The sequence below is a fragment of the Saccharothrix violaceirubra genome, from assembly GCF_014203755.1.
Classification (GTDB): Bacteria; Actinomycetota; Actinomycetes; order Mycobacteriales; family Pseudonocardiaceae; genus Actinosynnema; species Actinosynnema violaceirubrum.
Map to the genome: position 1 here is coordinate 3452598 of NZ_JACHJS010000001.1, position 24485 is coordinate 3477082.

Annotated in this window: 18 protein-coding genes and 1 pseudogene; 10 read left to right on the forward strand and 9 right to left on the reverse strand. The window is 72.7% G+C overall.

The window, feature by feature from the left end:
- Nucleotides 1–79: 79 nt before the first annotated feature.
- From F4559_RS16480 to F4559_RS16500, 5 genes are all read left to right on the forward strand, one after another.
- Nucleotides 80–2113 carry a hypothetical protein gene (locus tag F4559_RS16480; RefSeq protein ID WP_184669720.1) on the forward strand — a complete coding sequence of 678 codons (2034 nt, stop codon included), beginning with the start codon at nt 80–82 and terminating at the stop codon, nt 2111–2113.
- A 673-nt stretch (nt 2114–2786) separates the two neighbouring features.
- Nucleotides 2787–2888 (forward strand): K(+)-transporting ATPase subunit F, encoded by a 102-nt coding sequence (gene kdpF / locus F4559_RS16485; protein ID WP_184669723.1) that lies wholly within the window; start codon nt 2787–2789, stop codon nt 2886–2888.
- Entirely contained in the window at nt 2888–4510 is a 1623-nt protein-coding gene (kdpA, locus tag F4559_RS16490) for a potassium-transporting ATPase subunit KdpA (protein WP_184669724.1), read from the forward strand. The genes kdpF and kdpA overlap by 1 nt, the downstream gene beginning before the upstream one ends.
- A complete protein-coding gene (kdpB, locus tag F4559_RS16495; protein WP_184669726.1) occupies nt 4507–6525 on the forward strand; it encodes a potassium-transporting ATPase subunit KdpB in 2019 nt (672 codons plus the stop codon). The genes kdpA and kdpB overlap by 4 nt, the downstream gene beginning before the upstream one ends.
- A gap of 1 nt (nt 6526) precedes the next feature.
- Entirely contained in the window at nt 6527–7054 is a 528-nt protein-coding gene (locus tag F4559_RS16500) for a potassium-transporting ATPase subunit C (RefSeq protein ID WP_184669728.1), read from the forward strand.
- A 434-nt stretch (nt 7055–7488) separates the two neighbouring features.
- On the opposite strand, the gene F4559_RS16505 is transcribed toward F4559_RS16500, so the two are convergent.
- The 4 genes from F4559_RS16505 to F4559_RS16520 form a co-directional block, all read right to left on the reverse strand.
- Nucleotides 7489–7941: an HNH endonuclease gene (locus F4559_RS16505; protein WP_184669730.1), complete on the reverse strand. Its 453-nt coding sequence runs from the start codon at nt 7939–7941 to the stop codon at nt 7489–7491.
- Between the two features lie 346 nt (nt 7942–8287).
- Nucleotides 8288–9385, reverse strand: a complete 1098-nt coding sequence (locus tag F4559_RS16510; RefSeq protein WP_184669732.1) for an SWIM zinc finger family protein — start codon at nt 9383–9385, stop codon at nt 8288–8290.
- Nucleotides 9382–12042, reverse strand: a complete 2661-nt coding sequence (locus tag F4559_RS16515) for an SCO1167/SCO6262 family helicase (RefSeq protein ID WP_513851429.1) — start codon at nt 12040–12042, stop codon at nt 9382–9384. Before F4559_RS16515 ends, F4559_RS16510 begins: the two co-directional genes overlap by 4 nt.
- 13 nt (nt 12043–12055) lie before the next feature.
- On the reverse strand, nt 12056–12637 hold the full coding sequence (locus F4559_RS16520; RefSeq protein WP_184669736.1) for a PadR family transcriptional regulator: 582 nt from the start codon (nt 12635–12637) through the stop codon (nt 12056–12058).
- A gap of 52 nt (nt 12638–12689) precedes the next feature.
- On the opposite strand from F4559_RS16520, the gene F4559_RS16525 reads away from it, so the two are divergent.
- The 4 genes and pseudogenes from F4559_RS16525 to F4559_RS36370 all read left to right on the forward strand — a co-directional run.
- Nucleotides 12690–13856, forward strand: coding sequence for a winged helix DNA-binding domain-containing protein (locus F4559_RS16525; protein WP_184669738.1), 1167 nt, complete (start codon nt 12690–12692; stop codon nt 13854–13856).
- On the forward strand, nt 13853–14776 hold the full coding sequence (locus F4559_RS16530; protein ID WP_184669740.1) for a GNAT family N-acetyltransferase: 924 nt from the start codon (nt 13853–13855) through the stop codon (nt 14774–14776). The genes F4559_RS16525 and F4559_RS16530 overlap by 4 nt, the downstream gene beginning before the upstream one ends.
- A 136-nt stretch (nt 14777–14912) precedes the next feature.
- A complete protein-coding gene (locus tag F4559_RS36745) occupies nt 14913–15356 on the forward strand; it encodes a DUF4158 domain-containing protein (RefSeq protein WP_221447256.1) in 444 nt (147 codons plus the stop codon).
- 583 nt (nt 15357–15939) lie between these two features.
- A pseudogene (locus tag F4559_RS36370) lies at nt 15940–16284 on the forward strand (50S ribosomal protein L11 methyltransferase); the annotation flags it as partial.
- Nucleotides 16285–16744: 460 nt separating this feature from the next.
- Here the strand turns inward: F4559_RS36370 and F4559_RS16545 are convergent.
- Complete coding sequence (locus tag F4559_RS16545; RefSeq protein ID WP_184669743.1) at nt 16745–17548, reverse strand: TetR/AcrR family transcriptional regulator; 804 nt, start codon at nt 17546–17548, stop codon at nt 16745–16747.
- A gap of 72 nt (nt 17549–17620) precedes the next feature.
- On the opposite strand from F4559_RS16545, the gene F4559_RS16550 reads away from it, so the two are divergent.
- Nucleotides 17621–19882 carry an ATP-binding cassette domain-containing protein gene (locus F4559_RS16550; RefSeq protein ID WP_184669745.1) on the forward strand — a complete coding sequence of 754 codons (2262 nt, stop codon included), beginning with the start codon at nt 17621–17623 and terminating at the stop codon, nt 19880–19882.
- Between the two features lie 77 nt (nt 19883–19959).
- Here F4559_RS16550 and F4559_RS16555 read toward each other — a convergent pair whose 3' ends face one another.
- From F4559_RS16555 to F4559_RS16570, 4 genes are all read right to left on the reverse strand, one after another.
- Complete coding sequence (locus F4559_RS16555) at nt 19960–21396, reverse strand: FAD-dependent oxidoreductase (RefSeq protein ID WP_184669747.1); 1437 nt, start codon at nt 21394–21396, stop codon at nt 19960–19962.
- 317 nt (nt 21397–21713) lie between these two features.
- Nucleotides 21714–22976, reverse strand: a complete 1263-nt coding sequence (locus F4559_RS16560; RefSeq protein ID WP_184669748.1) for a cytochrome P450 — start codon at nt 22974–22976, stop codon at nt 21714–21716.
- A 177-nt stretch (nt 22977–23153) separates the two neighbouring features.
- Nucleotides 23154–23294 carry a hypothetical protein gene (locus tag F4559_RS16565; protein ID WP_184669749.1) on the reverse strand — a complete coding sequence of 47 codons (141 nt, stop codon included), beginning with the start codon at nt 23292–23294 and terminating at the stop codon, nt 23154–23156.
- Between the two features lie 19 nt (nt 23295–23313).
- Nucleotides 23314–24480, reverse strand: a complete 1167-nt coding sequence (locus F4559_RS16570; protein WP_312865681.1) for a sugar efflux transporter — start codon at nt 24478–24480, stop codon at nt 23314–23316.
- Between the last annotated feature and the right edge of the window lie 5 nt (nt 24481–24485).

The window sequence follows — 24485 nt, forward strand, 5'->3', positions numbered from 1 at the left end:
GACGGCCCGACGCTGGTCCGGCGGGTGGTGGCGCCGCTATCTTCGGTGATCACCGCCGAGGACGTCGGGAGGCCGGCACTTGCCCCGTTACAGCAGCGAGCACCACGTGGTCCTCGACGGCCTGCGCCACGAGGTGCTGCGGACCGGGACACCCGGCGCCAAGGAGGAGTCGCTGCTGACCCTGCGGTCGATGGTGTCCACCGCGCGGCGCGACGCCGCCGTCGAGGGGACCGGCACGACGGCGGCCCACCACGCGGCGGCCCTGGTCCAGCTCGCCGAGACCGAGTTCGCCACGGCCGAGTTCGAGGCCTCCGCCCTGTCGTTCGACGCCGCCGAGGCCGTGTTGCGGCGCGGGCCCGACCTGCCGCCGGGCGACCGGCCGGGCCGGGACTGGGCGGACGGCCTCGCCGAGGTGCGGATCATGCGGTCGCGGGTGAACGGGATGCTGCGGCGGCCATTGTCGGCGATCGCGGACGTGCAGCGGGCGTTGGACCACGACGCGAGAGCGCACCTGGCCCAGGCGGCGTGGGCTCTGACGCTCGCCGGGTACGACCCTGAGGTCGTGGCGCGGATGGCCGACGCCGACATGCGGTCCGCCACCGGGGCGCGGCTCGTCCTGGCCGCGCGCATGTCGGCCGTGGCCCACGACCGGCTCGGCGCGTCGGACGCCGAACAGCGGGCGTGGTTGGCGACGTTGGGCGTCGACCACCGCAGGGTCCTCGCCGTCGACGTGCGGCAGAGCGCACGGCCCGCACCGCCGGTGCGCACGATCGCGGACGTGCCCAGGGGGGCCGCGCTCGACGAGGCGGGCTTCGTGGTCTCCCGGCTCGGCGGGGACGCACTGGTCGCGGACCTGCTGGCGCACCAGCGGAAGGCGGCCGGGGACGAGGTGATCGCGCTCGGGCTGGAGGTCCACGCCCTGTGCGCGCTGTCCGACGTGCCGACGGCCGACCGGGTGGAGTCGTTGATCCTGCTCGGCGACGCCTACGCCGACGAGGGGGACGTGGCCCAGCTCGACGACGTCGTCCGCTGGTTGCGCCGCCTGGCACGCCAGGGGGAGGTGCCGCGCGCGGAGGCCGTCCGGCTCGCGGCACGTCTCGAAGCGCGCGTCGTCGAACCGGTGGTGCCGCCCGGCCCGGCGATGGAGGTGGCCGTGCTGTCCTTGATGGACATCGGGGTGGACGTGCCCGACCGGGCGGCGGACGCGTTCGGCCTGGCCGCCGAACTGCTCGCGGTGGCCGTCCGGGACCGGCCGTCCGAGCCGTGCTTCCGGCAGTACGGCGCGACGCTGTACGCGTCCGCCGGGGCGCTGATCGCCGACGACGACTTCGAGGCGGCCGTGCGCGCGTCGGACGAGGCCGAGAAGGCGTACTCCCGCGTGTCCGGCCTCGACGAGCGGATCGCGGACGTCCGCCTGCGCCGGGCCAGGGCGCTGGCGTCGCTGGGCCGGCCGCTCGGCGTGGTCGCCGACACCCAGCGCTGCCTCGACCACTACGCGGACCGGCCCGTGCCGGGCCGGGTGTTGGCGCACGCGGCGTTCGCGTGGTGGATCGTCGGCGTGGACCCGCACCGCACCGCGCGGGCCGCCGACACCGTGCTCGCCGGTCGACCGGAGGACGACCGGGCGTCCGCGGTGATCGCCGCGCAGGTGTCCTACCGCGTGCACCGCCTGCTGGGAGAACGTCCCACGCTCGCCTACGACGCGCTCAAGGCGCTCGGCGAGTTGGCGTGGCCCGAGGCCGAGGACGGGCCGGTGTTCCCGCTGAGCCTGCCCCGGCGGCTGTCGGCCGTGCTGCGTCCCGAGGTCGCCGGTCCGGAGCGGTTCGTGCCCGCACGCCTGGTCGGCGGGAAGGCGGACCGGGTGTGCGCGAAGCTGCTGGCCCTGGCCCGTGACCTCCCGCCGGCCGAGGCCGTGGCGGTGGCGTTGGAGATCCACGCCGTGCGCTCCCCCGCCGGCGTCCCCACCCCGGACTGGGCGGACGCGGTCGCGATCCTGGCCCGGGCGTACGGACGGCTCGGTCTCGCCCCGGCCGCCGCCGAGGCCGAGGAGCTGCACGCCCGGCTGGACCGCGACCGCCCCCGGTCCTTCCTGGCACGCCTACGCCGGAAGTGACGATCCGCTCGTAGGTCGCCGCGGTCGGCAGGTGTGCCCGACAGGTGTCGGTCGGCGGTTCGGGCACGCACCCTTCGACGGCGTCCCGCTCACCTGGCACACGTCGTCGACGGTCGCGGGGCAAGTGGTCCCGGTCTGTGTCGAGGGGCCACCGCCGCCCGGCGACCTCCGGACGAACGGCGGACCGCACGGACCCGGTCACCTCGCCAGGGTCGGCCCGGCCGCACCATCCGTCCACTTCGGACTCCAGGTCGGTCCGCGCACGGGAAGCCGTTCCGCCGGGCCGACGACCGCTCGTCGGCGAGGGACGCGGCCGGGCCGGTCTCGCGCGCACGGGCCGGACATCGCAGGGTGGCGTTCGAGCCTTCCGGCGAGTCGCGGCCCGTACCCCACGCACGGACGGGCCGGTAGCCACGCCGGCCCGGATCGGGTGAGACCGGCGTCTCCGAACGCGTCAACGACGCGTAAAGGCGCCTTTCGGTCGCGTCAAGGACCCGTTTGTGACCCGTTCGGGGCTCCCCCGTCCGATGCACCCTTTCCGGCGTCGTGGCCGTCAAGTGGTGGCGGCCGGGTAGTCGGAAGGGAGCACGCACATGGCCGACCTGGCCTACGCGGTGCTGCTGATCGGGGTCTTCGCGTTGCTCGCGCTCGGCGTCCGTGGTCTGGAGAAGTGGTGAGCGGCACCGGTGTGGTGGCCAACGCCGTCGGCGGCGTGCTCGCCCTGGCGTTGATCGGGTACCTGTTCGTCGTCCTGCTCCGGCCGGAGAGGTTCTGATGTCCTCGACCGCGGCCGGCCTGCTGCAGGTCGGTGTGTTGTTCCTCGCCCTGGCGGTGGCGTACCGGCCGTTCGGCGACTACATGGCACGCGTGTACGACGCGACGACGCATTCGCGTGTGGAGCGTGCGATCTACCGCGTGGCCCGGGTGGACCCCGACGTCGGGCAGCGCTGGGGCACGTACGCGTACGGCGTGCTCGGGTTCTCGTTCGTCGGGGTCGTGCTGCTGTACGTGCTGCAACGCGTCCAGTCCGTGCTGCCGTTGGACTTCGGCCGGGGGAACGTGGCGCCGGGCATGGCGTTCAACACCGCGGTCAGCTTCGTGACGAACACGAACTGGCAGTCCTACGTGCCCGAGGCGGTCCTGGGCCACACGGTCCAGCTGGTCGGGTTGACCGTGCAGAACTTCGTGTCCGCGGCCGTGGGCCTGGCCGTGGCGATGGCGCTGGTGCGCGGGTTCGTCCGCCGGCGCACGGACCGCCTCGGGAACTTCTGGGTGGACCTGGTGCGCGGCACGATCCGCGTGCTGCTGCCGGTGGCGGGCGTGGCCGCGATCGTGCTCGTCGCCTCCGGTGTGGTGATGAGCTTCGCGTCCGGTGTGGACGTCGACGGCACGACGGTCGCCACGGCGCCGGTCGCCTCGCAGGAGGCGATCAAGCTGCTGGGCACCAACGGCGGCGGCGTGCTCAACGCCAACTCCGCGCACCCGTTCGAGAACCCGGACGGCTGGACGAACCTCGTCGAGGTCTTCCTGGTCATGGTGATCCCGGTGTCGCTGACCCGGACGTTCGGCACGCTCGTCGGCGACCCCCGGCAGGGCCGGGTGCTGCTGGGCGTGATGGGCGGGCTGTGGTCGGCGATGCTCGCGGTGATCTGGACGGCCGAGGCGCACGGCCTGCGCCCCTTGGAGGGCAAGGAACTCCGGTTCGGCGTGCCGTCGTCGGCGCTGTTCGCCGACGCCACCACGGGCACCTCCACGGGCGCGGTGAACTCGATGCACGACAGCTACACGGGCCTGGGCGGCGGTGCGACGTTGCTGAACATGCTGTTCGGCGAGGTGACGCCGGGCGGTGTGGGCACGGGCCTGTACGGCATCCTGGTCATGGCGGTGATCGCCCTGTTCCTGGCCGGGCTCATGGTCGGCCGCACGCCCGAGTACCTGGGCAAGAAGCTCGGCCGCCGCGAGGTCACGGCCGCCGCCCTGGCGATCCTGGCCATGCCGACCGTGCTGCTGGTCGGCGCGGGCGTGGCCGCGGTCCTGCCGTCGACACCGGGCGTGCTGGGCAACCCGGGCGAGCACGGCCTGTCGGAGATCCTCTACGCCTACGCGTCGGCGTCGAACAACAACGGCAGCGCGTTCGCGGGCATCACGGTCACCGGCGACTGGTTCCAGGCGTCGCTGGGCGTGTGCATGGCGCTGGGCCGGTTCGTGCCGATCGTGGCCGTGCTGTGCCTGGCCGGTTCGCTGGCCGCGCAACGCGGCACGCCGGTCACCGCGGGCACGCTGCCCACCACCGGGCCGCTGTTCGCGACCGTGCTGGCCGGGGCGATCGTGCTGGTCGCCGCGCTGACTTTCGTCCCCGCTCTCGCCCTCGGTCCCATCGCGGAGGCCCTGCTGTGACCACCACCGCCCAACGTCCGCCGTCGACACCGCCCCGGGTCGCCGCGGGCACGTTCGACCCGCGGCTGCTCGTCCGCGCGCTGCCGGACGCGCTGCGCAAGTTCCACCCGCGCCACCAGGTGCGCAACCCGGTCATGTTCGTCGTCTGGGTGGGATCGTCGCTGGTCACGGTGTTCGCGGTCGGGGAGCCGGACGTGTTCACCGCGGCCGTGGCCCTGTGGCTGTGGGCCACGGTGCTGTTCGCCAACCTCGCGGAGGCCGTGGCCGAGCGGCGGGGCCGGGCCCAGGCCGACTCGTTGCGCCGGGCCCGGCAGGACACCGTCGCGCGGCTGGCCGACGGCCGGACCGTGCCGGGCACCGCGCTGGAGGTCGGCGACCGGGTGGTCGTGGCGGCGGGCGAGGTGATCCCCGGCGACGGCGACGTGGTCGAGGGCATCGCGACCGTGGACGAGTCGGCGATCACCGGCGAGTCCGCGCCCGTGGTCCGCGAGTCGGGCGGCGACCGCAGCGCGGTGACCGGCGGGAGCGTGGTGCTGTCGGACCGGATCGTCGTGGAGATCACGGCCCGGCCGGGCGAGACGTTCGTCGACCGGATGATCGCGCTGGTCGAGGGCGCGCGGCGGCGCAAGACGCCGAACGAGATCGCGTTGACGATCCTGCTGGCGACGTTGACGATCGTCTTCCTGCTGGCCGTGGTGGCGTTGCAGCCGTTCGCGGTCCACTCGGGCGGCGAGCAGTCGGTGATCGTGCTGACCGCGCTGCTGGTGTGCCTGATCCCGACCACGATCGGCGCACTGCTGTCGGCGATCGGCATCGCGGGCATGGACCGGCTGGTACAGCGCAACGTGCTGGCCGGTTCCGGGCGCGCGGTCGAGGCGGCGGGCGACGTCGACACGTTGCTGCTGGACAAGACGGGCACGATCACGTGGGGCAACCGGCGGGCCACGGAGTTGGTACCGGCCGCCGGCGTGCCGCTGGACCGGCTGGTGGACGCGGCGCGGCTGTCGTCGTTGGCCGACGACACGCCGGAGGGGCGCAGCGTCGTGGAGCTGTGCGCGGCGGAGCACGGGCGGCGCGCGGAGGCGTCCGAACACGAGAAGACCGGCGTGTTCGTGCCGTTCACCGCGCAGACCCGGATGAGCGGCATCGACCTGGACGGTCGCCGGGTGCGCAAGGGCGCGGCCGGCGGGTTCGTGGTGGACGACGCGGTCCGGGCCGTCGTGGACGACATCGGCCGGCAGGGCGGCACGCCGCTGGTCGTGGCCGAGGACGACGTGGTGCTCGGCGTGATCCGGCTGTCGGACGTGGTCAAGCCGGGCATGCGGGCGCGGTTCGACCGCCTGCGGGCGATGGGCATCCGCACGGTCATGGTCACCGGCGACAACCCGTTGACCGCGAAGGCGATCGCGGCCGAGGCCGGGGTGGACGACTTCCTGGCCGAGGCGCGGCCCGAGGACAAGCTGGCGTTGATCCGACGGGAGCAGGAGGGCGGGCGGCTCGTCGCGATGACCGGCGACGGCACCAACGACGCGCCCGCGCTGGCCCAGGCGGACGTGGGCGTGGCCATGAACACCGGCACCTCGGCCGCCAAGGAGGCCGGGAACATGGTGGACCTGGACTCGGACCCGACCAAGCTGATCGAGATCGTGGAGATCGGCAAGCAGTTGCTGATCACGCGCGGCGCGTTGACGACGTTCAGCGTCGCCAACGACCTGGCCAAGTACTTCGCGATCCTGCCCGCCATGTTCGCCACGATCCACCCGCAGCTCGGCGCGCTCGACGTCATGCGCCTGGCCTCGCCCCAGTCGGCGATCCTGTCGGCGGTGGTGTTCAACGCGCTGGTCGTCGTGGCGCTGATCCCGTTGGCGCTGCGCGGCGTCCGCTACCGGCCGTCCGGCGCGTCCGCGCTGCTGCGGCGCAATCTGCTGGTCTACGGGCTGGGCGGCGTCGTGGCGCCGTTCGCCGGTATTTGGTCGATCGACCAGCTCGTCCGTCTGATTCCGGGGATCGGGTGACATGCTCAAGCAAACCGTCGCGGGACTGCGCGTCCTGCTGGTGCTGACCGTCCTGACCGGTGTGCTCTACCCGCTGGCCGTGTGGGGTGCGAGCCGACTGCCGGGCCTGCGGGACCGGGCCGAGGCGGTGGACACCACGCTGGTGGCCGTCGACCGCGAAGGCGACGAGTGGTTCCACCCCCGTCCGTCGGCCGCCGTCCCGCCCGCGTCGGGCGGGTCGAACAAGGGCGAGCACAACGCCGAGTACACGGCCGTGATCGCCGACCGCCGTGCCGCCGTGGCCCGCCGCGAGGGCGTGCCGCCCGACCGGGTGCCGCTCGACGCCGTGACCGCGTCGGCGTCGGGGTTGGACCCGCACATCAGCGTGGAGTACGCGTTGTTGCAGGTGCCGCGCGTGGCCCGGGCGAACGGGCTGGACGAGCGGCGGGTGCGGGAGTGGGTGGCCGGGTGCACGGAAGGTCGGGTCGCGGGGTTCCTGGGCGAGCCGGGGGTGAACGTGACCGCGCTCAACCGCGCGCTGCGTCGGTGACGCGGGCGACGAGTCGCACGTCCGTGCCGACGCGGGCCGCGTCGACCAGGTCCAGCCGGCGGATCCGCGACAGGGTGCGGATGCCCGCGTCGGCCAGGCCGCTCTTCCCGGACCCCGGCAGCGTGGGGGCGACGTAGTCGACGACGCGGTCGACGAAGCCGTGCGCGAGGAAGGCGCCGCCGGCGTCGGGCCGCCTTCCCGGAACACCGCCCCGATGTCGCGGGCGGACAGGCCCCGCACGGCCGCGGGCAGGGCCAGTCCGCGCGCGGCTCGCGGGACGCGCAGGACGTCGGCCACGCCGTCGAGGTCGTCGACACTCAGTGCGCCCACTGGGCCTCTCCTTCGGGCGGCGACGGCGTCCGGGTGTCACGATCGCATGCCGCCGGGCGGGGCGGCCGAGGGAGCCCCCGTCGGTACGGGCGGCGCCCCGGGGCCTAGCCGTACAGGTCGGCCCAGGTCGGCACGTACGGCGTGACGAGCAGGCGCATGCCGGCCTCGGCGGGCAGCCGGTCGCCCTTGCGGGAGTTGCAGCTGCGCGCGGCACGGCCGCAGCACGCCACGGTGTTGAGCCAGCTCGTCCGCTCGCCGCCGCGCGACAGGGGCGTGATGTGGTCGACGGTGTCGGCCGGTCCGCCGCAGTAGGCGCACCGGTGGCCGTCGCGTCTGAGCACGCCCCGGCGGGACCAGCGCGGCGGGCGGGCGTAGCGCCATCTGGTGACGACGTAGCGGACGAGGCGCACGACGCGCGGCAGGGGGAAGACACCGATCGTCGAGTCGACCTCGGCTTCGTGGATTTCCGCCACCTTGCGCACCAGCATCCGGACCGCGTGCGGTACGGACACGGTGTGCAGCGGCTCCATGCTGGCGTTGAGAACGAGAACGCCCATGACCGTGCACCCCCTTTCTTCGAATACCGACCGGAATGACAACGAAGCCGCCCGTGCCGGGGTTCCGGCGGGCGGCTTCCGTCATGACCGTGCGCGGGTCATATCGGGAAGCCCAGGTCGTCGACCAGGCACGACAGGTACGGGAAATGGGTGTCACGACCCCTGTCCACGACCCGCACGGCGACTCCTCGACGCTGGTTTTCCGTTGCGCGCACAGTTTTTCCGACGGTCCGGAGCGGCGTCAATCGGATTGACGCACGGATGTCGCGGCGGTGTCGGGGAGGCGACTTCACGGCGATTGATCCGGAAGTGGATCTTGTCTGGTGTGAACGGTGTTTTCGGCTGCCTACAGGTCGGCGAACACCGTACCGGGGTCGCGGTGGGGCGGACCGGCGGGCCACCACCCGCCGTCCCGGCGCACGTAGCCGAACCAGCGGCCGTCGCGGGCGTGGCGCAGTTGCCGGTCCGCGACCGTCCACCTGTTGCGGGTGACGGCGGCCTCGGGCAGCTCGGCCCGGTGCCAGGCGCCGGCCGCGCGGGACGCCTCGGCCTTCGACGGGGTCCACGCGTCCTCGAACGCGGCCAACCCGGCAGGCCCGGCCTGCCGCCAGGCGGCCACGGCCCGGGGATCGGCGCCCAGCCGCCCGGCCAGTTCCGGCACGGTCGCGGCGAGCCGGATGCGGTCGCGCCGGTCGTCGTAGGACGGCCACTCGCCGGTCGCCAGCACGTCGCGGGCCTTGGCCGCCGCGTCGGCGACGAGCAGCGCGAGCACCTCCACGTCCAGGCCCGGCACCGGTTCGAGGTCGGGCAGGGCCACCGGGTCCGGTCCGGTCGGCGACTCCGGCAGCTCGCCCGCGACCGCCGCGAACGCCTCCGCCGCCGGGACGCCCCGGATGCGCGGCCGGGCACCGGCGACCACCTCGTCCTGCGTGCGCCCGCGCACCAGCAGCACCAGCCACGGATCGGCGTCGAGCAGCCACGCCACCTGGTGGCACAGCGCCGCCGCGTGCCGGCACGGCGTGTCCCAGCCCGGACACGTGCAGTCCGGGTCGAGGTCGCCGATGCCGGGCAGCAGCGGCACGCCCACGTCGTCGGCCGCCTCGACGAGTTCGCGCGGCAGTTCCCGGTCGAGCAACGCGGCCAGGTAGCCGGCCTTGACCGCGACCTGGGCCAGGAACCGGTCCCACTCGGCGTCGGTGAACACCGGCAGCGACACGGTGGCGTGGAACGCGTCGTCGTTGTCGGCGACCGTGGCGGCCAGGCGGCCGGGGCCGGCGGTGATCGTGCCGACCAGGCCCGCGTTGGCCCACTTGCGGCCCTGCCGCACGACGGTCTGGTCGAGCGTGGTGTCCTCGAACGCCTGGAGCCAGGCCCGTCCCCACCACGACCGGGTCCGCCGGGCGCCCTTGCCGAACGCGGGGTAGCCCCGCACGCGCTCGGTCACGACCCGCTCCGCAACGCGACGAGGTCCGCCAGTTCGGCGTCGGTCAGCTCGGTCAACGCCGCGTCGCCCCGGGCGAGCACGGCGTCGGCCAGCGACCGTTTGGCGCGCAGCATCTCCGCGATGCGGTCCTCGATCGTGCCCTCGGCGATGATCCGGTGCACCTGCACCGGCCGGGTCTGCCCGATCCGGTAGGCGCGGTCGGTGGCCTGGTCCTCCACGGCCGGGTTCCACCACCGGTCGTAGTGCACGACGTGGTCGGCGCGGGTCAGGTTCAGCCCGGTGCCGGCGGCCTTCAACGACAGCAGGAACACCGGCACCTGCCCGTCCTGGAAGCGGCGCACCATGTCCTCGCGCGCCGCTACGGGTGTGCCGCCGTGCAGGAACAGGCTGTCGATCCCGCGCGCGGTCAGGTGCCGGCCGATGAGCCGGGCCATGGCCGTGTACTGGGTGAACACCAGCACGGCGCCGTCCTCGGCGAGGATGGTGTCGAGCAGTTCGTCGAGCAGTTCGAGCTTGCCCGACCGCCCGGTCAGCACCGGCGCCGACTCCCTGAGGTAGTGGGCCGGGTGGTTGCACACCTGCTTGAGCGCCGTCAGCAGCTTCACGATCCGGCCGCGCCGGGCGATGCCGGTGGCGTCGGCGACCTCGGCCATGAGTTCCCGCACGACCGCCTCGTAGAGCCCCGCCTGCTCGCGGGTGAGCGCCACCGGCCGGTCGGTCTCGGTCTTGGCGGGCAGCTCGGGCGCGATGCCCGGGTCGGCTTTGCGCCGCCGCAACAGGAACGGACGTATCAGGGCGGCGAACCGGCGCGCGGCGGCCTCGTCCCGGTCGGCCTCGATCGGCTTGATCCACCGGGCGCGGAACGCGGGCAGCGTGCCGAGCAGGCCGGGCGTCGTCCAGTCCAGCACGGCCCACAGTTCCGACAGCGTGTTCTCCACGGGCGTGCCGGTCAACGCCACACGGGCACGGGCGGGCAGGCGGCGCAACGCCCGCGCCGTGTCCGAGGTCGGGTTCTTCACGTGCTGCGCCTCGTCGGCCACGACCAGATCCCACTCGACCTCGGCGAGCCGGTCGGCGTCCAGGCGCATGGTGCCGTAGGTGGTGAGCACGAACCCGGTGTCGGCGGTCTCCCGGCCGGTGCCGTGGAAGCGGCGCACCGGCGTGCCGGGGGCGAACCGCTCGATCTCGCGCTGCCAGTTGCCCAGCAGCGACGCCGGGCACACGACCAGCGTGGGCCCGCCGCCCCGGTGCAGGTGCAGCGCGATCAGCGTGATCGTCTTGCCCAGTCCCATGTCGTCGGCCAGGCAGCCGCCCAGACCCAGCGAGGTCATCCGGTCCAGCCAGCGCAGACCGCGCAACTGGTAGTCGCGCAGGGTCGCCGCGAGCGCGGCGGGCTGTTCCGCCGGTTCGAGGTCGGCCGCCGACAGCCGCTCCCGCAGGTCCTCCAGCCACCCGGACGCGACCACCTCCACTCGGGTGCCGTCGATCTCCGTGCTGCCGGACAGCGCCGCGCCCAGCGCGTCGATCGCGGACATCGGCTTGAGGTCGCGTTCCCGTGCCCGCCGGGCGAGTTCGGGGTCGACCAGCGTCCACCGGTCGCGCAGCCGCACGACGGGCCGGTGGGCTTGGGCGAGCAGGTCCAGTTCCTCGGGCGTCAACGGGTCGTCGCCCAGCGCGAGCCGCCAGTCCACCGCCGCGACCTGGTCGGGGCCGAAGAACGACGGCCGGTCGCCCCGGTCGGCGTGGACCACCACGCGGGCGGACAGGTCGCGCACCAGGTCCTTGGGCCAGTGCACGTCCACGCCCGCGGCCGACAGCAGGACCACGCCGTCGGCGAGCAGGTCGGTGACGTCCGCGTCGGCCAACGCGATCCCGTCGGGCACCGGCCGGTGCAGCAGTTCCTCCAGCGGCGGCCACGCCCGCGCGGCCCGGCGGACCGCCACCGTGGCGGCGGACCGGGTGCGTGGCGACGCGCCCGACCACAGCTCGGCGGCGTCCACGACCGAGGTCGGATCGGCCAGGCTGTGCACTTGGACGACCGCGCGGAACTCGTCCGGGCCCTCGACGCGCAGCGAGATCCGCACCCCTTCGTCCGCCCACGCGCGCAGGTGCGGCACCTTGCGCGGTTCGTGCCCGGTGAACTCGGGCGTGCCCGCCGCGTGCACGGCCGCCGAGCCCCGCGGCAGCCCGTCGGCGACCGCGTCGAAGAACGCCCTGATCAGCGGTTCGGCGTCGGGCAGTTCGGCCGGTGAGGTGCCGGGCAGCGGCAGCGCGCGGGCGTGCGCGGGCATGGCCCGGGCGAGGGCCGCGACCGCGGCGTGGTCGGCGGCGTCGAGCGGGCCGACGCGCCAGGCGTCGAAGTCGCCGTCGGTCACCGCCGGCCGGACACGGCCCCGGGCGACCAGGCGCAACGCGGCCACGACGACCGCTCCCCAGAACCCGGCGGCCGGGTGGGCGTCCGGCGCGCGGCGGGCGCGGGACAGCACGGGCACGGCCCGCGCGATCGGCAGCCGGACGGCGGGCACCTCCCGGGTGCCGCCCTCGGGCACGGCGACGACGGCGCGCTCGTCCCCCGTGCCGTAGAAGACCATGGTCGACAGGCGTGGCGGGTCGGCGGGCGCGAAGGCGACCGCGTACCGCTCCAGTCCGGAATCCAGCGCTTCCCCCTAGCTACTCAAGTTTGAGTGTAACCCAGCTCCCGGGCTCCCCGGGCGAACCCGGCTCGCCCCGCATCGCGTACTCCCCGGCCGCCAGCCGTCCGATCAGGCCACGCGCCCACTCCGCGCCCGACGACGCCGAGTGCTCCCACAACCCGTACAACTCCCGCACGTGCGGCGGCTCGCTCCACGCCCGCACCTGCTCCGCCGCCGCCTCCCGCCGCGCCTCCCACGCCGCCGACCGCTCGGTCAACAACCCGATCGCGTCCTCCCGGCGCAACGACGGCAGCAACGCCAACCCCGCCGCCAACAGGTCCGGCCGCGTCTCCGGCCGCCGCAACGCGTCCCGCAGCAACCGCAGGTACTCCTCCTCGCCCTTCACGGTCAGCTCGTAGTCGGTCCGCGTCGCCGTCACCGGGACGTCCAGCAGGCAACCGTCCTTCGTGGACTGCCGCAACGCGTGGTAGATCGACCCCCACTTGACGTTCGCCCACTCCCCCGCGCCCCACGCCATCAGGTCCGTGCCGATCAGGTAGCCGTGCGCGCGGCCGTACCCGCGCACCACCCCCAGCACCAGCAACCTGGTCGCCGACATGCCCACTCCCCGCCCGCAATCCGCTGTCGCGGGAAGCCTAGATCCGACGAGGATGACACCCGTGACGACGCTCGCCAGGATCACCGACCACGACCGACGCGCCCGACTCGGCCCGCGCCACCTCCTCGCCCACCCGGCCGACACCGTCGAGCAGGTCGCCGACGCCGTCGTCGGACTGCACGCCACCGACGCGGCCACCGTCTACCTGTCCGCGTGCGCCCGCCTGGCCGACCCGTCGATCAAGGCCGTCGAGGACGCCTTCTACGAACGCGCCACCCTCACCCGGCTGCTGTGCATGCGCCGCACCATGTTCGCGTTCACCACCGGGGCCGCACCCGTCGTCGACGCCGCCGCGGCCCGCGGCATCGCCGCCAAGGAACGCGCCGGCCTGCTCAAATACCTGGCCGAGGGCGTCGGCTGGGACGCCGCCCGCCTCGCCGAGGTCGAACGGCTCACCCTCGACGCCCTGCGCGACCGGGGCGAGGCCACCGCCGCCGAACTGTCCGCCGCCGTGCCCGCCCTGCGCGAACAGGTCCTCGTCGCACCCGGCAAGAAGTACGAGACGAAGCAGAACGTCTCCAGCCGCGTCCTGCGCGTCCTGGCCGCCGACGGCCGCATCCGCCGCTCGCGACCGCGCGGCACCTGGCTGAGCACCCAGTTCCGCTGGACACCGGCCGACCCCCGGCCCGCACTCGACGTCGCCGCGGCCCAGGCCGAACTCGTCCGCCGCTGGCTCGCCGCCTACGGCCCCGGCACCGAGGCCGACGTCAAGTGGTGGACCGGCTGGACCCTCACCGCCGTCCGCAAGGCCCTCACCGCGATCGGCGCCGAACCCGTCGCCCTCGACCACGGCACCGGCTTCGTCCTGCCCGGCGACGTCGACTCCCCCGACAGCCCGCCCTGGGTCGCCCTGCTGCCCTCCCTCGACGCCACGGCCATGGGCTGGCAGGGCCGCGACTTCTACCTCGACCCCGGGCACAAACCGAAACTCTTCGACGCCTACGGCAACATCGGCCCCACCGTCTGGGCCGACGGCCGCATCGTCGGCGCCTGGGCCCAACGACCCGACGGCGAGATCGCCTGGACCACGTTCGCCGACGTCGGCACCGAGACCACCGCCGCGATCACCGACCACGCGCACCGGCTCGCCGACCTGCTCGGCGACACCCGGTTCGTCCCGAAGTTCCGCACGCCCCTGGAAAAGGACCTCGCCCGATGACCTGGCTCCGCGCCCTCGACGACGACGCCCTCGAACGCCTGCTGCGCCTGGCGGTCGACGACGCCGACCCCGCCGACGTCATGCCACCGGGCTGGACCCCCGACCGCGAGGACGAGTTCCGCGCCTTCTACCGGGGACTGCGACCCGACGTCTACGAGATCGTCATCCGCGACGTCGGCACCGTCGGCATGGCCCGCCTCACCCCCGACGGCGACTTCGGCATGTGGATCGCCCGCTCCCACCGCGGCCAGGGCTACGCCGGCGAAACGCTGCGCGAACTGCGCACCTACGCCGACGCCCTGTGGGTCACGACCATGACCGCCCGCACCACACCCGACAACACGCCCATGATCGCCGCCCTGCGCCGCGCCGGCGCCGTGCCGGCCACCGTCGACGGCGAGGTCCACGCCCGCATCGGACGCGGCGAGGAACCCGCCCTCACCCTCGCCGACCCCGCCACGCTCCTGCGCGGCTTCCTCGACTTCCACCGCGACACCGTGCTGCGCAAACTCGACGGCCTGTCCGACGAGGCCCTGCGCACCCCGCTCGTCCCCTCCGGCTGGACCCCGCTGTCCATGGTCAAACACCTCGCCCACGTCGAACTGCGCTGGCTGCGTCTGTACTTCGCGGGCGAGGACGTCGAGAACCCGCGCGGCAACCCCGACGTGCCCCGCGCCGAGTGGGTCCTGGAAGAGCACGACACCTTCGAGAGCGTCCGCGAGTTCTACGTCGAGCAGGTCGTCCGCTCCCGCCGCATCTCCGACGCCGCGGCACTCGACGACGTCGTCGAGCACTGGCCGCGCGCCGAACCCGCCCCCACGCTGGCCTGGATCCTGTTCCACCTGCTCCAGGAATACGCCCGGCACGTCGGCCACCTCGACATCGTCCGCGAACTGATCGACGGCGAGACCGGCGCCTGATCGGGGGTCGAGGAACATCGGAACGAAAACCGGCGCCAAGCCTCTGGCGCTCCTGAGAGCGTTTGAACCGGACTTCTTCGGGGCCGAAGCCCTCGGCAGTCGTTTCGCCGAGGCGGAAGCCGAGCCGCGGGTGTGGGTGGACGCGCGGGCCTGGACGACCGGGGAGGGCCCGAAGGCGCTGTTCGACGCGGCGGTGGGATGGCTGCGCGAGCGCCGTGTGCTGCTGCCCGGCGTGACGACGCTCGCCCGGCCGCTCGCCTCAGTACGCGAGGCGGCGAACCAGCGGCTGTGGGACAGCCTCTACGGGCTGCCGAGCACCGGTCAGCCGACGGTGCTCGACGCCCTGCCGACCGTGCCGCCCGGCACGCGGGTATCGGAGTCGGATGGCAGAGCCATCGCGGTACGGGGTGGACGGCAAGGCGTCCCTGCTGCGGCACCACGGCGATTCCCGGCATCCCGAACAAGGACGCCACCGACGAGTGACGAGCCGCATTGGGCGGGGACAGCTCTCCCCGCCGGCCCATGGGCTGGTTTGCCTGCGGAGAAACGGCTGTGCGAGCCTCTTACCCCACCTCTCTGAAAGGGCTGGTCGTGACACTCGGCATGGTTCTCGGCGACTCCTCCTCTCGCGCTTCGACGCGGGAGCGGTAGCCCTACCTGCCCTGACACACGAGCCCGTGCCGCGGCACGGGCCGTTTGCCCTGCTCCTCGTCGAAGTGCTCTTCGTGCCCTTGCACGTTCGATCACGAGGAGTACGTGGTGTCCACGATCCACTGGACCGAGACGAACACCCCCGTTCCGCCCACTGGCATTCCGAGAGCGCGACACCGCCTCCCAGCCGGGTCATCCGCGCGGACGACCGGATGAAAGCCGACGCCGCTTACCGTCTGGCCTGCGAAGGAACCGCCTTGCTGTGGCACGGCGACTTCCACAACGCACGTCGACTACTGCAAGCGATGGGCCGCCGCGTCGACCGGAAACCTTCCCGGCCAGGCGGCAGCCCGACAGAGTCCTTCCACCTGCACCGCAGGGCCCGCGGCCACCGTGCCCGCGTGCTCGGCAGGCTCCTCGTCCTGTTGGAAGGCGACTACCGCCTGAACCTGCGCAGGGCCCCCGATGTGCGCCAGGCATGCACCGAGGCGTACGGCCCGCCGTCCGAGCCGATGGCCGTCTCGCTCACCGAACTACTGGGCGTGATCGGAGCGCATCAGTGGCGCACGAAGGGAGTGGAGGTACCGGCCCTCGACGCTCGCATTCACCCGCACTACGGCGTGTTCTCCCCGGTCAGGGGCGAATACGTCGACCTCGTCGCACAGGCACCGCTCCCCGCACCGGCGGCCCGTCGCGCGGGTCGCCGTACCGCATTCGACCTCGGGACGGGGTCGGGAGTACTCGCCGCCGTCCTGGCCCGCCGGGGGATCGACCGCGTCGTGGCCACCGACATCAGTCCCCGTGCCCTGGCCTGCGCACGCGAGAACGTCCGCCGGCTGCACTTCACCGGGCGCATCGACATCGTGGGCCCCGGCCTGTTTCCCGACGGGAGCGCGGACCTCATCGTCTGCAACCTCCAGCCCGGCCCACCTCCGCCGTGGAGCAAGGCGTCTACGACTCGGGCGGCAGCATGCTCCGCGACTTCCTGGACGGACTCGCCGTGCATCTCGAACCGGGAGGTGAAGGATGGCTCATCCTGTCGGACTTGGCCGAGCGCCTCGGGCTCAGGACGCGCAGCGAACTTCTGGCCGGCGTCAAGGCAGCGGGTCTGCACGTGGTGGACAGGACTGACACCCGGCCGCGGCATCCACGAGCGAGGGACACCGCAGATCCCCTCCACTCCGCCCGCGTCGCAGAGGTCACTTCGCTTTGGCGTCTCTCCAGCACGTGACGATCAGTGTCGGCTGTCGCCGGGGGCGAGCAGGCCGGTGATCTCGGCGATCGCCTCCGGGGAAGGATGGAAGTACCGACGAAGGCTCAGCGCCGGTTTTCGTTCCGATGTTCCTCGACCCCCTGACCGCCGAGCGCCGCCTCCACCCCGTCCAACAACACCCGCAACCCCACGCGGAAATTCCGCATCGCCTCCCGCTCGAGGTACGACGCGCACGGGTCGTCCTCGACGGGCGGCGGTTCCTCCGCGCCCAACCACGTCGCGTTCGGGAAACGCTCGCCGAAATCCGGCACGACCTCGGTCAGCACCCCCGACCGCGCGTACCACCAGTCCTCGTCCGACACCCCGGTCACCGTCGCCGCCCGCCGCACTTCGGTCACCATCGCCGCCGTGCCGCGCACGAACTGCATCACCACGCCCACCACGGCCTGCGCGCGCGACGGCGCCAACCCGGTCGACCGCACGATCGCGACCAGCGCCTCCAGCATCCGGAACTCGTTCGGTCCCAGCACCGGCCGCGCCTGCGAGACCTCCAACATCCACGGATGCCGCAGGTGGAACGCCCGCGCGTCCTCCGCCCACGCCATCAACGCCGCCCGCCACCCCGCCGCCAGGTCGTACCCGTCGGGCAGCTCGCCGAGCACCTTGTCGTACATCAGGTCCAGCAACTCGGCCTTGCCCGGCACGTACGTGTACAACGCCATCGCCGTGCGGCCCAGCCGCTCCCCCACCGCGCGCATCGACAACGCGGCCATGCCGTGCTCGTCGGCCACGGCGATCGCCGCGTCCAGGATCGCGTCCAGGGTCAACCCGGTCTTGTCCGACGGCTCACGCCACAACAGCGGAATCGACCGGCGCGGATCGCCCTGGCCCGGGTACACGACCGCCACGCGCTCGCTCCTTATGGTGTAAAGTCCCACTCTCGATCCAAACCTTACGCCATAAACATGGGGGATACAGGCATGGGCACGATCGCCGACAGCCACGACGTCATCGAGGTACGCGGCGCCCGGGAGAACAACCTCGCCGACGTCTCCGTCGACATCCCGAAACGCCGCCTCACCGTGTTCACCGGCGTCTCCGGCTCCGGCAAGTCCTCCCTGGTGTTCGGCACCATCGCCGCCGAGTCCCAGCGACTGATCAACGAGACCTACACCGCGTTCGTCCAGTCCTTCATGCCCAGCCTCGGCCGACCCGACGTCGACGCCCTGCGCAACCTCAGCGCCGCCATCGTCGTCGACCAGGAACGCATGGGCGCCAACTCCCGCTCCACCGTCGGCACCGCCACCGACGCCCACACCATGCTGCGCATCGTGTTCAGCCGCCTGGGCACGCCGCACGTCGGCACCTCCGGCGCGTTCAGCTTCAACCTCCCCGAGGGCATGTGCCCCGAGTGCGAGGGCCTCGGCCGCGTCTCCACCATCGACGTGGACGAACTCGTCGACAGGACCAAATCCCTCAACGAGGGCGCGATCACCGTCCCCGGCTTCACCGTCGACAACTGGTACGTCCAGACCTACATCCAGTCCGGTTTCTTCGACCCCGACAAGAAACTCGCCGACTTCACCGACGACGAGTGGGACGCCTTCCTGCACCGCGAGTCGACCAAGGTCAAGGTCGGCAAGAACAACGTCACCTACGAGGGCCTCGTGGTGAAGGTCAACCGGCTCATGCTGGCCAAGGACCGCGAGTCCATGCAGGCCCACGTCCGCACCTTCGTCGACCGCGCCGTCACCTTCACCACCTGCCCGTCCTGCGCGGGCGCCCGCCTCAACGACGCGGCGCTCTCGTCCAGGATCGACGGCCTCAACATCGCCGAGTGCTCGGCCATGCAGATCAGCGACCTGGCCGCGTGGGTCGACAAGATCTCCGACCCGTCCGTGGCACCGGTCCTCACGACGCTGGGCGAACTCCTCGACTCGCTGGTCGGCATCGGCCTGGGCTACCTCAGCCTCGACCGCCAGTCCGGCACCCTGTCCGGCGGCGAGGCCCAGCGCGTCAAGATGGTCCGCCACCTCGGCTCCGCGCTCACCGACGTCACCTACGTGTTCGACGAACCCACCGTCGGCCTGCACCCGCACGACATCAGGCGCATGAACGACCTCCTGCTCCAACTGCGCGACAAGGGCAACACCGTCCTCGTCGTCGAGCACAAGCCCGAGACCATCGCCATCGCCGACCACGTCGTCGACCTCGGTCCCGGCGCGGGCACCAACGGCGGCCGGATCTGCTTCACCGGCACCGTCGACGCACTGCGCGCCTCCGACACCCTCACCGGACGCCACCTCGACCACCGCGCCCGGCTGCGCGACACCGTCCGCACGCCCACCGGCACGCTCGCCATCACCGGCGCCACCCTGCACAACCTGCGGGACGTGAGCGTGGACCTGCCGACCGGCGTGCTCACCGTGGTCACCGGCGTCGCGGGTTCCGGCAAGTCGTCGCTGATCAAGGGCTCGCTCGCGGGCCGGCCCGACGTGGTGCTGGTCGACCAGTCCCCCATCCGCGGCTCGCGGCGCAGCAACCCGGCCACCTACACCGGCCTGCTCGACCCGATCCGCGCCGCGTTCGCCAAGGCCAACGGCGTGAAGCCGGCGCTGTTCAGCGCCAACTCGGCCGGTGCCTGCCAGAAGTGCAAGGGCATCGGGTTGGTGTACACGGATCTCGCGATGATGGCCGGGGTCGCGACCGTGTGCGAGGAGTGCGCGGGCAAGAGGTTCACCGCCGAGGTGCTCGCGTACAAGCTGCGCGGGCGCGACATCAGCGAGGTGCTGGCCATGCCGGTGGCGCAGGCCCGCGAGTTCCTGATCGAGAAGCAGGCCGCCGCGATCCTGGACCGGCTGGTCGACGTGGGCCTGGGCTACCTCGGCCTGGGCCAGCCCCTCACCACGCTGTCCGGCGGCGAGCGGCAACGCCTGAAGCTCGCCATCCACATGGCGGAGAAGTCCGCGACCTACGTACTCGACGAGCCGACGACCGGCCTGCACCTGGCCGACGTCGACCAGCTCCTCGCCCTGCTCGACCGCCTGGTGGACGCGGGCAACACCGTCGTCGTGATCGAGCACCACCAGGCCGTGATGGCGCACGCCGACTGGATCGTCGACCTGGGTCCCGGCGCCGGGCACGACGGCGGGCGGATCGTGTTCACCGGCACGCCGGAGGACCTGGTGTCCTCAGCGGGCACTTTGACGGCCAGGCACCTGCGTAAGTACGTCGGTTGCTAGAAATATTTTCGATCAACACTGAAATAATCGAGAATACTAACGTGGAGGACGGCGCTCTCGCGCCGTCCTCCACGGCATCAGCCGAACCAGCGCGTCAGGTGCCCGTCCAGCTCCCGCTGGTCGTCGCCGACCCAGGCCACGTGACCGTCGGGCCGCAGCAGCAGGGCCGGGACGTCCACCGCCGCGGTGGCGTCCGCCAGGTGGTCGACCCGGTCCGACCAGTCCCCCACTCCCAGGCCTCCGATGCGGTCCAGCAGCAGTCCCCGACCTCGCCGCAGCAGGTCGTAGAGCCGGCCCGACGCCACGTCCACGTCGCGCAGCCGGCGGCCGACCAGGTCCGGACCCGCGCCGAAGTCGTAGCGCAGGTCGATCGCGATGATCTTCCCGATCAGCAGCCGGTTCACCTCCTCGACGGCCATCAGCTCGGTGAGCAGCCGCCGCACGGCCCGTGCGCCCGGACCGTCGGACTGGATCTCCACCTGGGCGCGGGTGTTGTCGAGCACGTCCTGCGCGACCGGACGGCGTTCGCTCTCGTAGGTGTCCAGCAACCCCTCGGGTGCCCGGCCGCGCACGTGCGCGGCCAACTTCCAGCCGAGGTTCACCGCGTCCTGGACCCCCAGGTTGAGCCCCTGTCCCCCGGCGGGCGGGTGGACGTGCGCCGCATCGCCCGCCAACAGCACCCGCCCGACCCGGTAGCGGTCGGCCAGCCTCGTGGCGTCCCCGAACCGGGACAACCAGCGCGGCGAGTGCACACCGAAATCGGTCCCGGCCACGGCGCGCAACCGGCGCGCGAAGTCGTCGAGCGTGGGCGGCTCGGTGCGATCACCGAGCCCCTTCAGGGAGACCACGACCCGGTGCATCCCGTCCCCGAAGGGGGTGAGCGAGAAGCTCCGGTCGGTCTTGCGGGCCTCGGCCACTGCGGCGGCGATCTCGTCCGGCGGCGCGTCCACCGCCATCTCCCCCATCAACGTGTCGGTCCGCGAGGGCTCGCCGGGGAAGCCGACGCCGAGCAGTTTGCGCACCGTGCTGCGTCCGCCGTCGCAGCCGACGAGGTAGCGCGCCCGCAGCCGTTCGCCGTCGGCCGTCGTGACCGTCACACCGTCGTCGTCCTGCTCGATGCCCGTGACCGCACGACCGCGCCGGACCCGCGCACCCAGGTCGACCGCGTGCTCTTCGAGCAGCCGGACGAGGACCGGCTGCGGGATGCCCAGCAGGTAGGCATGCGCGGAATCGAGCCCGGCGGGCTCGGGTGCGGGAATGGCGGCGAACAACCCGGCGGCCGGGCGCCGACGGCCGTGGTCGAGGAGTCGGTCCAGCAGTCCGCGCATCGCCATCAGCTCGATGCTGCGGATGTGCAGGCCGACGATGCGCACGAAGGAGACCGGCTCGGTCTCCTGTTCCAGGACGAGTACCCGCACGTCGTGCAGCCGCAGCTCGGCGGCCAGCATCGCGCCGGTCGGTCCGCACCCGGCGATGATCACGTCGAAGTCGGCGGAGGTCGGTGAAGAGTCCATCGGTGTCGCCTTTCGGGAGTGCCTGTTGTCGAGGCACTCCCCCGGCGACACCTACACCGGCCGCCCGACCGCCACGGGAAGGGGGAGCACCCACATCGCTACAGCGTTCACGGGTCCCACCTCCTCCATCCGGGTCACGGTCAGCGGCAAGCTACAAGCCAGGCCGTTGGCCCGTCCACCGCGTTTTCGAGCCGCCGGCGACGCGGCGAGCGAGTTTCGGCCGACACTGAAGGAATAGGGAATATTGACCCGTGAGGGTGAGTATTCCCCGAGTTCGGGCCGGTGGGCGGGACGCGCGTCCCGCCCACGCGGAGTCGTCAGTCGACGTGCACGAGCAGCCGGTCGACGCCGTGCACGATGGACGCGGAGCGGAAAGCCGGCCGGTTCTCGGCCGGGCGCAGGCGGGGGAACCGGCGCAGCAACGCCGGGTAGGCGGCGCGCAGTTCCATGCGGGCCAGTTCGGCGCCGACGCAGCGGTGCGCGCCGTACCCGAAGGCCAGGTGGGCGCCGCTGGTCGAGCGGCTCGGGTCGAAACCGGCGGCTTCGGCGCGGTTGGCGGCGTTGAGCGACACCACCACCACGTCGCCCTCCCCCACCGGGACGCCGGCGATCTCCAGGTCCCGACGGGCGAACCGGGGGAACGCGACCTGCACGACGCTCAGGTGCCGCAGCAGCTCCTCGACCACGGGGCCGATCGCGGCGTCGTCGGCGCGCACCGCCTCGGCGGTGGCGTGGTCGTCCATCAACACGATCGCGCCGAGTGCGAGCATGCTGGCCGTGGTGTCGAAACCGCCGGTCAGGACGCCGTCGGCCAGGCCCGCGAGTTCCTCGTCGCCGACCGCGTCGCCGTGCTCGCGGATGATCATGCCGAGGAGTCCGTCGCCGGGCGCGGCCCGTTCGCGTTCGACGATCTCCTTCATGTAGGTCAGCGACTCGGAGATCGCGCCCAACGCCGAGTTCGCGCCGCCGAACAGGTCGAACCGGGCCGCCGCGAGTCGCTGGAACCGGTCGCGGTCGTCGTAGGGCACGCCGAGCAGTTCGCAGATCGTCAGCGACGGGATGGGCAGCGCGAACTTCTCCACCAGGTCGACCGGGCCGCGCGTGGCGGCCATCGCGTCCAACTGGGCGGTGACGATCTCGTCGATGCGTGGCACGAGCCGGTTGAGGCGGCGCATCGTGAACTCGGGCGTGAGCAGCTTGCGCAGCCGGGTGTGGTCGGGCGGGTCGGCGAACCCGAGGCCGCCCGGCGACTGCTCGATCGACCCGACGGCCGCGCCCAGGCGCGCGTAGTCGTTGCTGAACGAGTCGGTGTCCGCGAGCACCTGTTTGGCCTCGGCCTGGCCGGTGACCAGCCACACCGTGATCCCGAACGGGACCGGCAGGCGGTGCACGGGCCCGTCGAGCCGCATCCGTTCCAGGGCCGTGACCGGTTCGACGCCGTCCCGCTTGAGCGGGACCAGCGCCGCGTCCGGCAGCAGCGACAGCGCCCGGGACCCGATCCGGCCCATCACCCACCGCGTCACCGATCGCCGCGCGACCCAGGCCACCAGGCCGTCACGCACCGACGCGAGAGTCGTCATCCCGCACCCCTCATTCCCCGGAGTTGTCGATCGACGGTATCCCCCCGCCAGGGTGAGCAGCATCGCGCCACAGGCGGATTGACAGGGGAATCGACCGGATCGATTATCACGGGTCGTACACGGCGGCGTGGCCGCATCCGGACATTCCGGATGCGGCCACGTTCCGTAGCGGGGTCGTCAGGCCGCGTTGGCCGGCTCCTCGAGCAGGCTGTTCGCGACCCGGCCCTGCTTGCCGGTGTCGGAGTCGAACAGGTGGCTCCACCCGCCGCGCTCGCAGTCGAGCTGCACCTTGTGCGCGGCCTGCGCCTGGTAGTGCATGGCCCGCCGAAGTCACCGCTCACCGCGGGCGCTTGGCGCCGGCCATCAGCAGCACCAGCCCGACCGTCGCCATGCCCAGCCCCATGCCGAACGACGACCGGTAGCCGAGCTGCTGCGCCACGGCGAACAGCGGACCGCCCACCATCGCGCTGATCTTGAAAGAACTGGCCACCATCGTGCTCGCGTAGCCGGGCCGGTCGGGCACCAGGTCCTGGAAGTACGAGATGCCGACGCCCATCACCGCGGAGATCATCACCGCGTGCAGCGCCTGCGCCGCGATGATCTGCCACATCGACGTCGCACCGAGCCCCACCGCGTGGTAGGCCAACGCGAACGCACCGCCCACCAGCACGATGGTCCGCGGCTTGAAGCGCATCGCCAACGCGCCCAGGCCCACCATCAGCGGGATCTCCAGCGCCGCGCACACGCCGAACACCAGGCCCACGTCCGAGGTCGACCCGTGCAGATCCTCGGTCACGAACAGCGGCATCGCCGACGACGTCACGCCCGTCCCGGCCTGGAGCAGCACCATCGCGGCCATGGCGAAGTACAGCTCGCGCCGCCCTCCCCCGCCCTCGTCCGCCGGCGTGGTCACGACGATCGGCCGGGGCTCGGGCAGCATGGTCCACACCACGAGCGACGACGCCAGGTAGACCGCGGCGCCCGCCAGGTAGAGACCGTCGAACCCGACGGTCTGGATCAGCAGCGCGGCCAGCGGCGGACCGCCCACCCACGCCACCGACACCATCATCCGCACCGTGCTCGTGGCCAGCGGCGCCCGCGGCGAGCCCAGCAGCATCTCCCGCGCGTAGGCGTAGATCTGGGGCAGGACGACGCCCGAGAACGAGATCAGCGTCAACTGGACCGCGAGCAGTCCCCAGTAGTTCCGCAGCACCGCGTACAGCACGTACCCGACCGCACCGACGAGCGTGGCCGTGCCGAGCAGCAGCCGCCGTGCCGGGCGACGGTCCGACCAGTGCCCGACCACCGTGCCGACGACCAGGCTGACGACGGCCGTGGACAGCAGGAACGCGCCCACCTCGACCGGCCCGCTGTCCAGTTCCCGGACCAGGAACAGGGACAGGAACGGCATCGCCAGGGCGTAGCCGGTGCCGATCAGGAAACTGACGGCCAACAACGGCGCGAACCGCCCGGAACGGGCCGGCACAACGGTCGGGGCGCTCACCCGAC

Excerpts from the sequence above, each read along its gene's own strand:
- F4559_RS16525 (WP_184669738.1), top strand. The coding sequence starts at position 12,690 with ATGACACCCGTGACGACGCTCGCCAGGATCACCGACCACGACCGACGC.
- F4559_RS16560 (WP_184669748.1), bottom strand. The coding sequence starts at position 22,976 with ATGACGACTCTCGCGTCGGTGCGTGACGGCCTGGTGGCCTGGGTCGCG.
- F4559_RS16550 (WP_184669745.1), top strand. The coding sequence starts at position 17,621 with ATGGGCACGATCGCCGACAGCCACGACGTCATCGAGGTACGCGGCGCC.
- F4559_RS16565 (WP_184669749.1), bottom strand. The coding sequence starts at position 23,294 with ATGCACTACCAGGCGCAGGCCGCGCACAAGGTGCAGCTCGACTGCGAG.
- F4559_RS16505 (WP_184669730.1), bottom strand. The coding sequence starts at position 7,941 with ATGGGCGTTCTCGTTCTCAACGCCAGCATGGAGCCGCTGCACACCGTG.
- kdpA (WP_184669724.1), top strand. The coding sequence starts at position 2,888 with ATGTCCTCGACCGCGGCCGGCCTGCTGCAGGTCGGTGTGTTGTTCCTC.
- F4559_RS16555 (WP_184669747.1), bottom strand. The coding sequence starts at position 21,396 with ATGGACTCTTCACCGACCTCCGCCGACTTCGACGTGATCATCGCCGGG.
- F4559_RS16530 (WP_184669740.1), top strand. The coding sequence starts at position 13,853 with ATGACCTGGCTCCGCGCCCTCGACGACGACGCCCTCGAACGCCTGCTG.
- F4559_RS16520 (WP_184669736.1), bottom strand. The coding sequence starts at position 12,637 with ATGTCGGCGACCAGGTTGCTGGTGCTGGGGGTGGTGCGCGGGTACGGC.
- F4559_RS16500 (WP_184669728.1), top strand. The coding sequence starts at position 6,527 with ATGCTCAAGCAAACCGTCGCGGGACTGCGCGTCCTGCTGGTGCTGACC.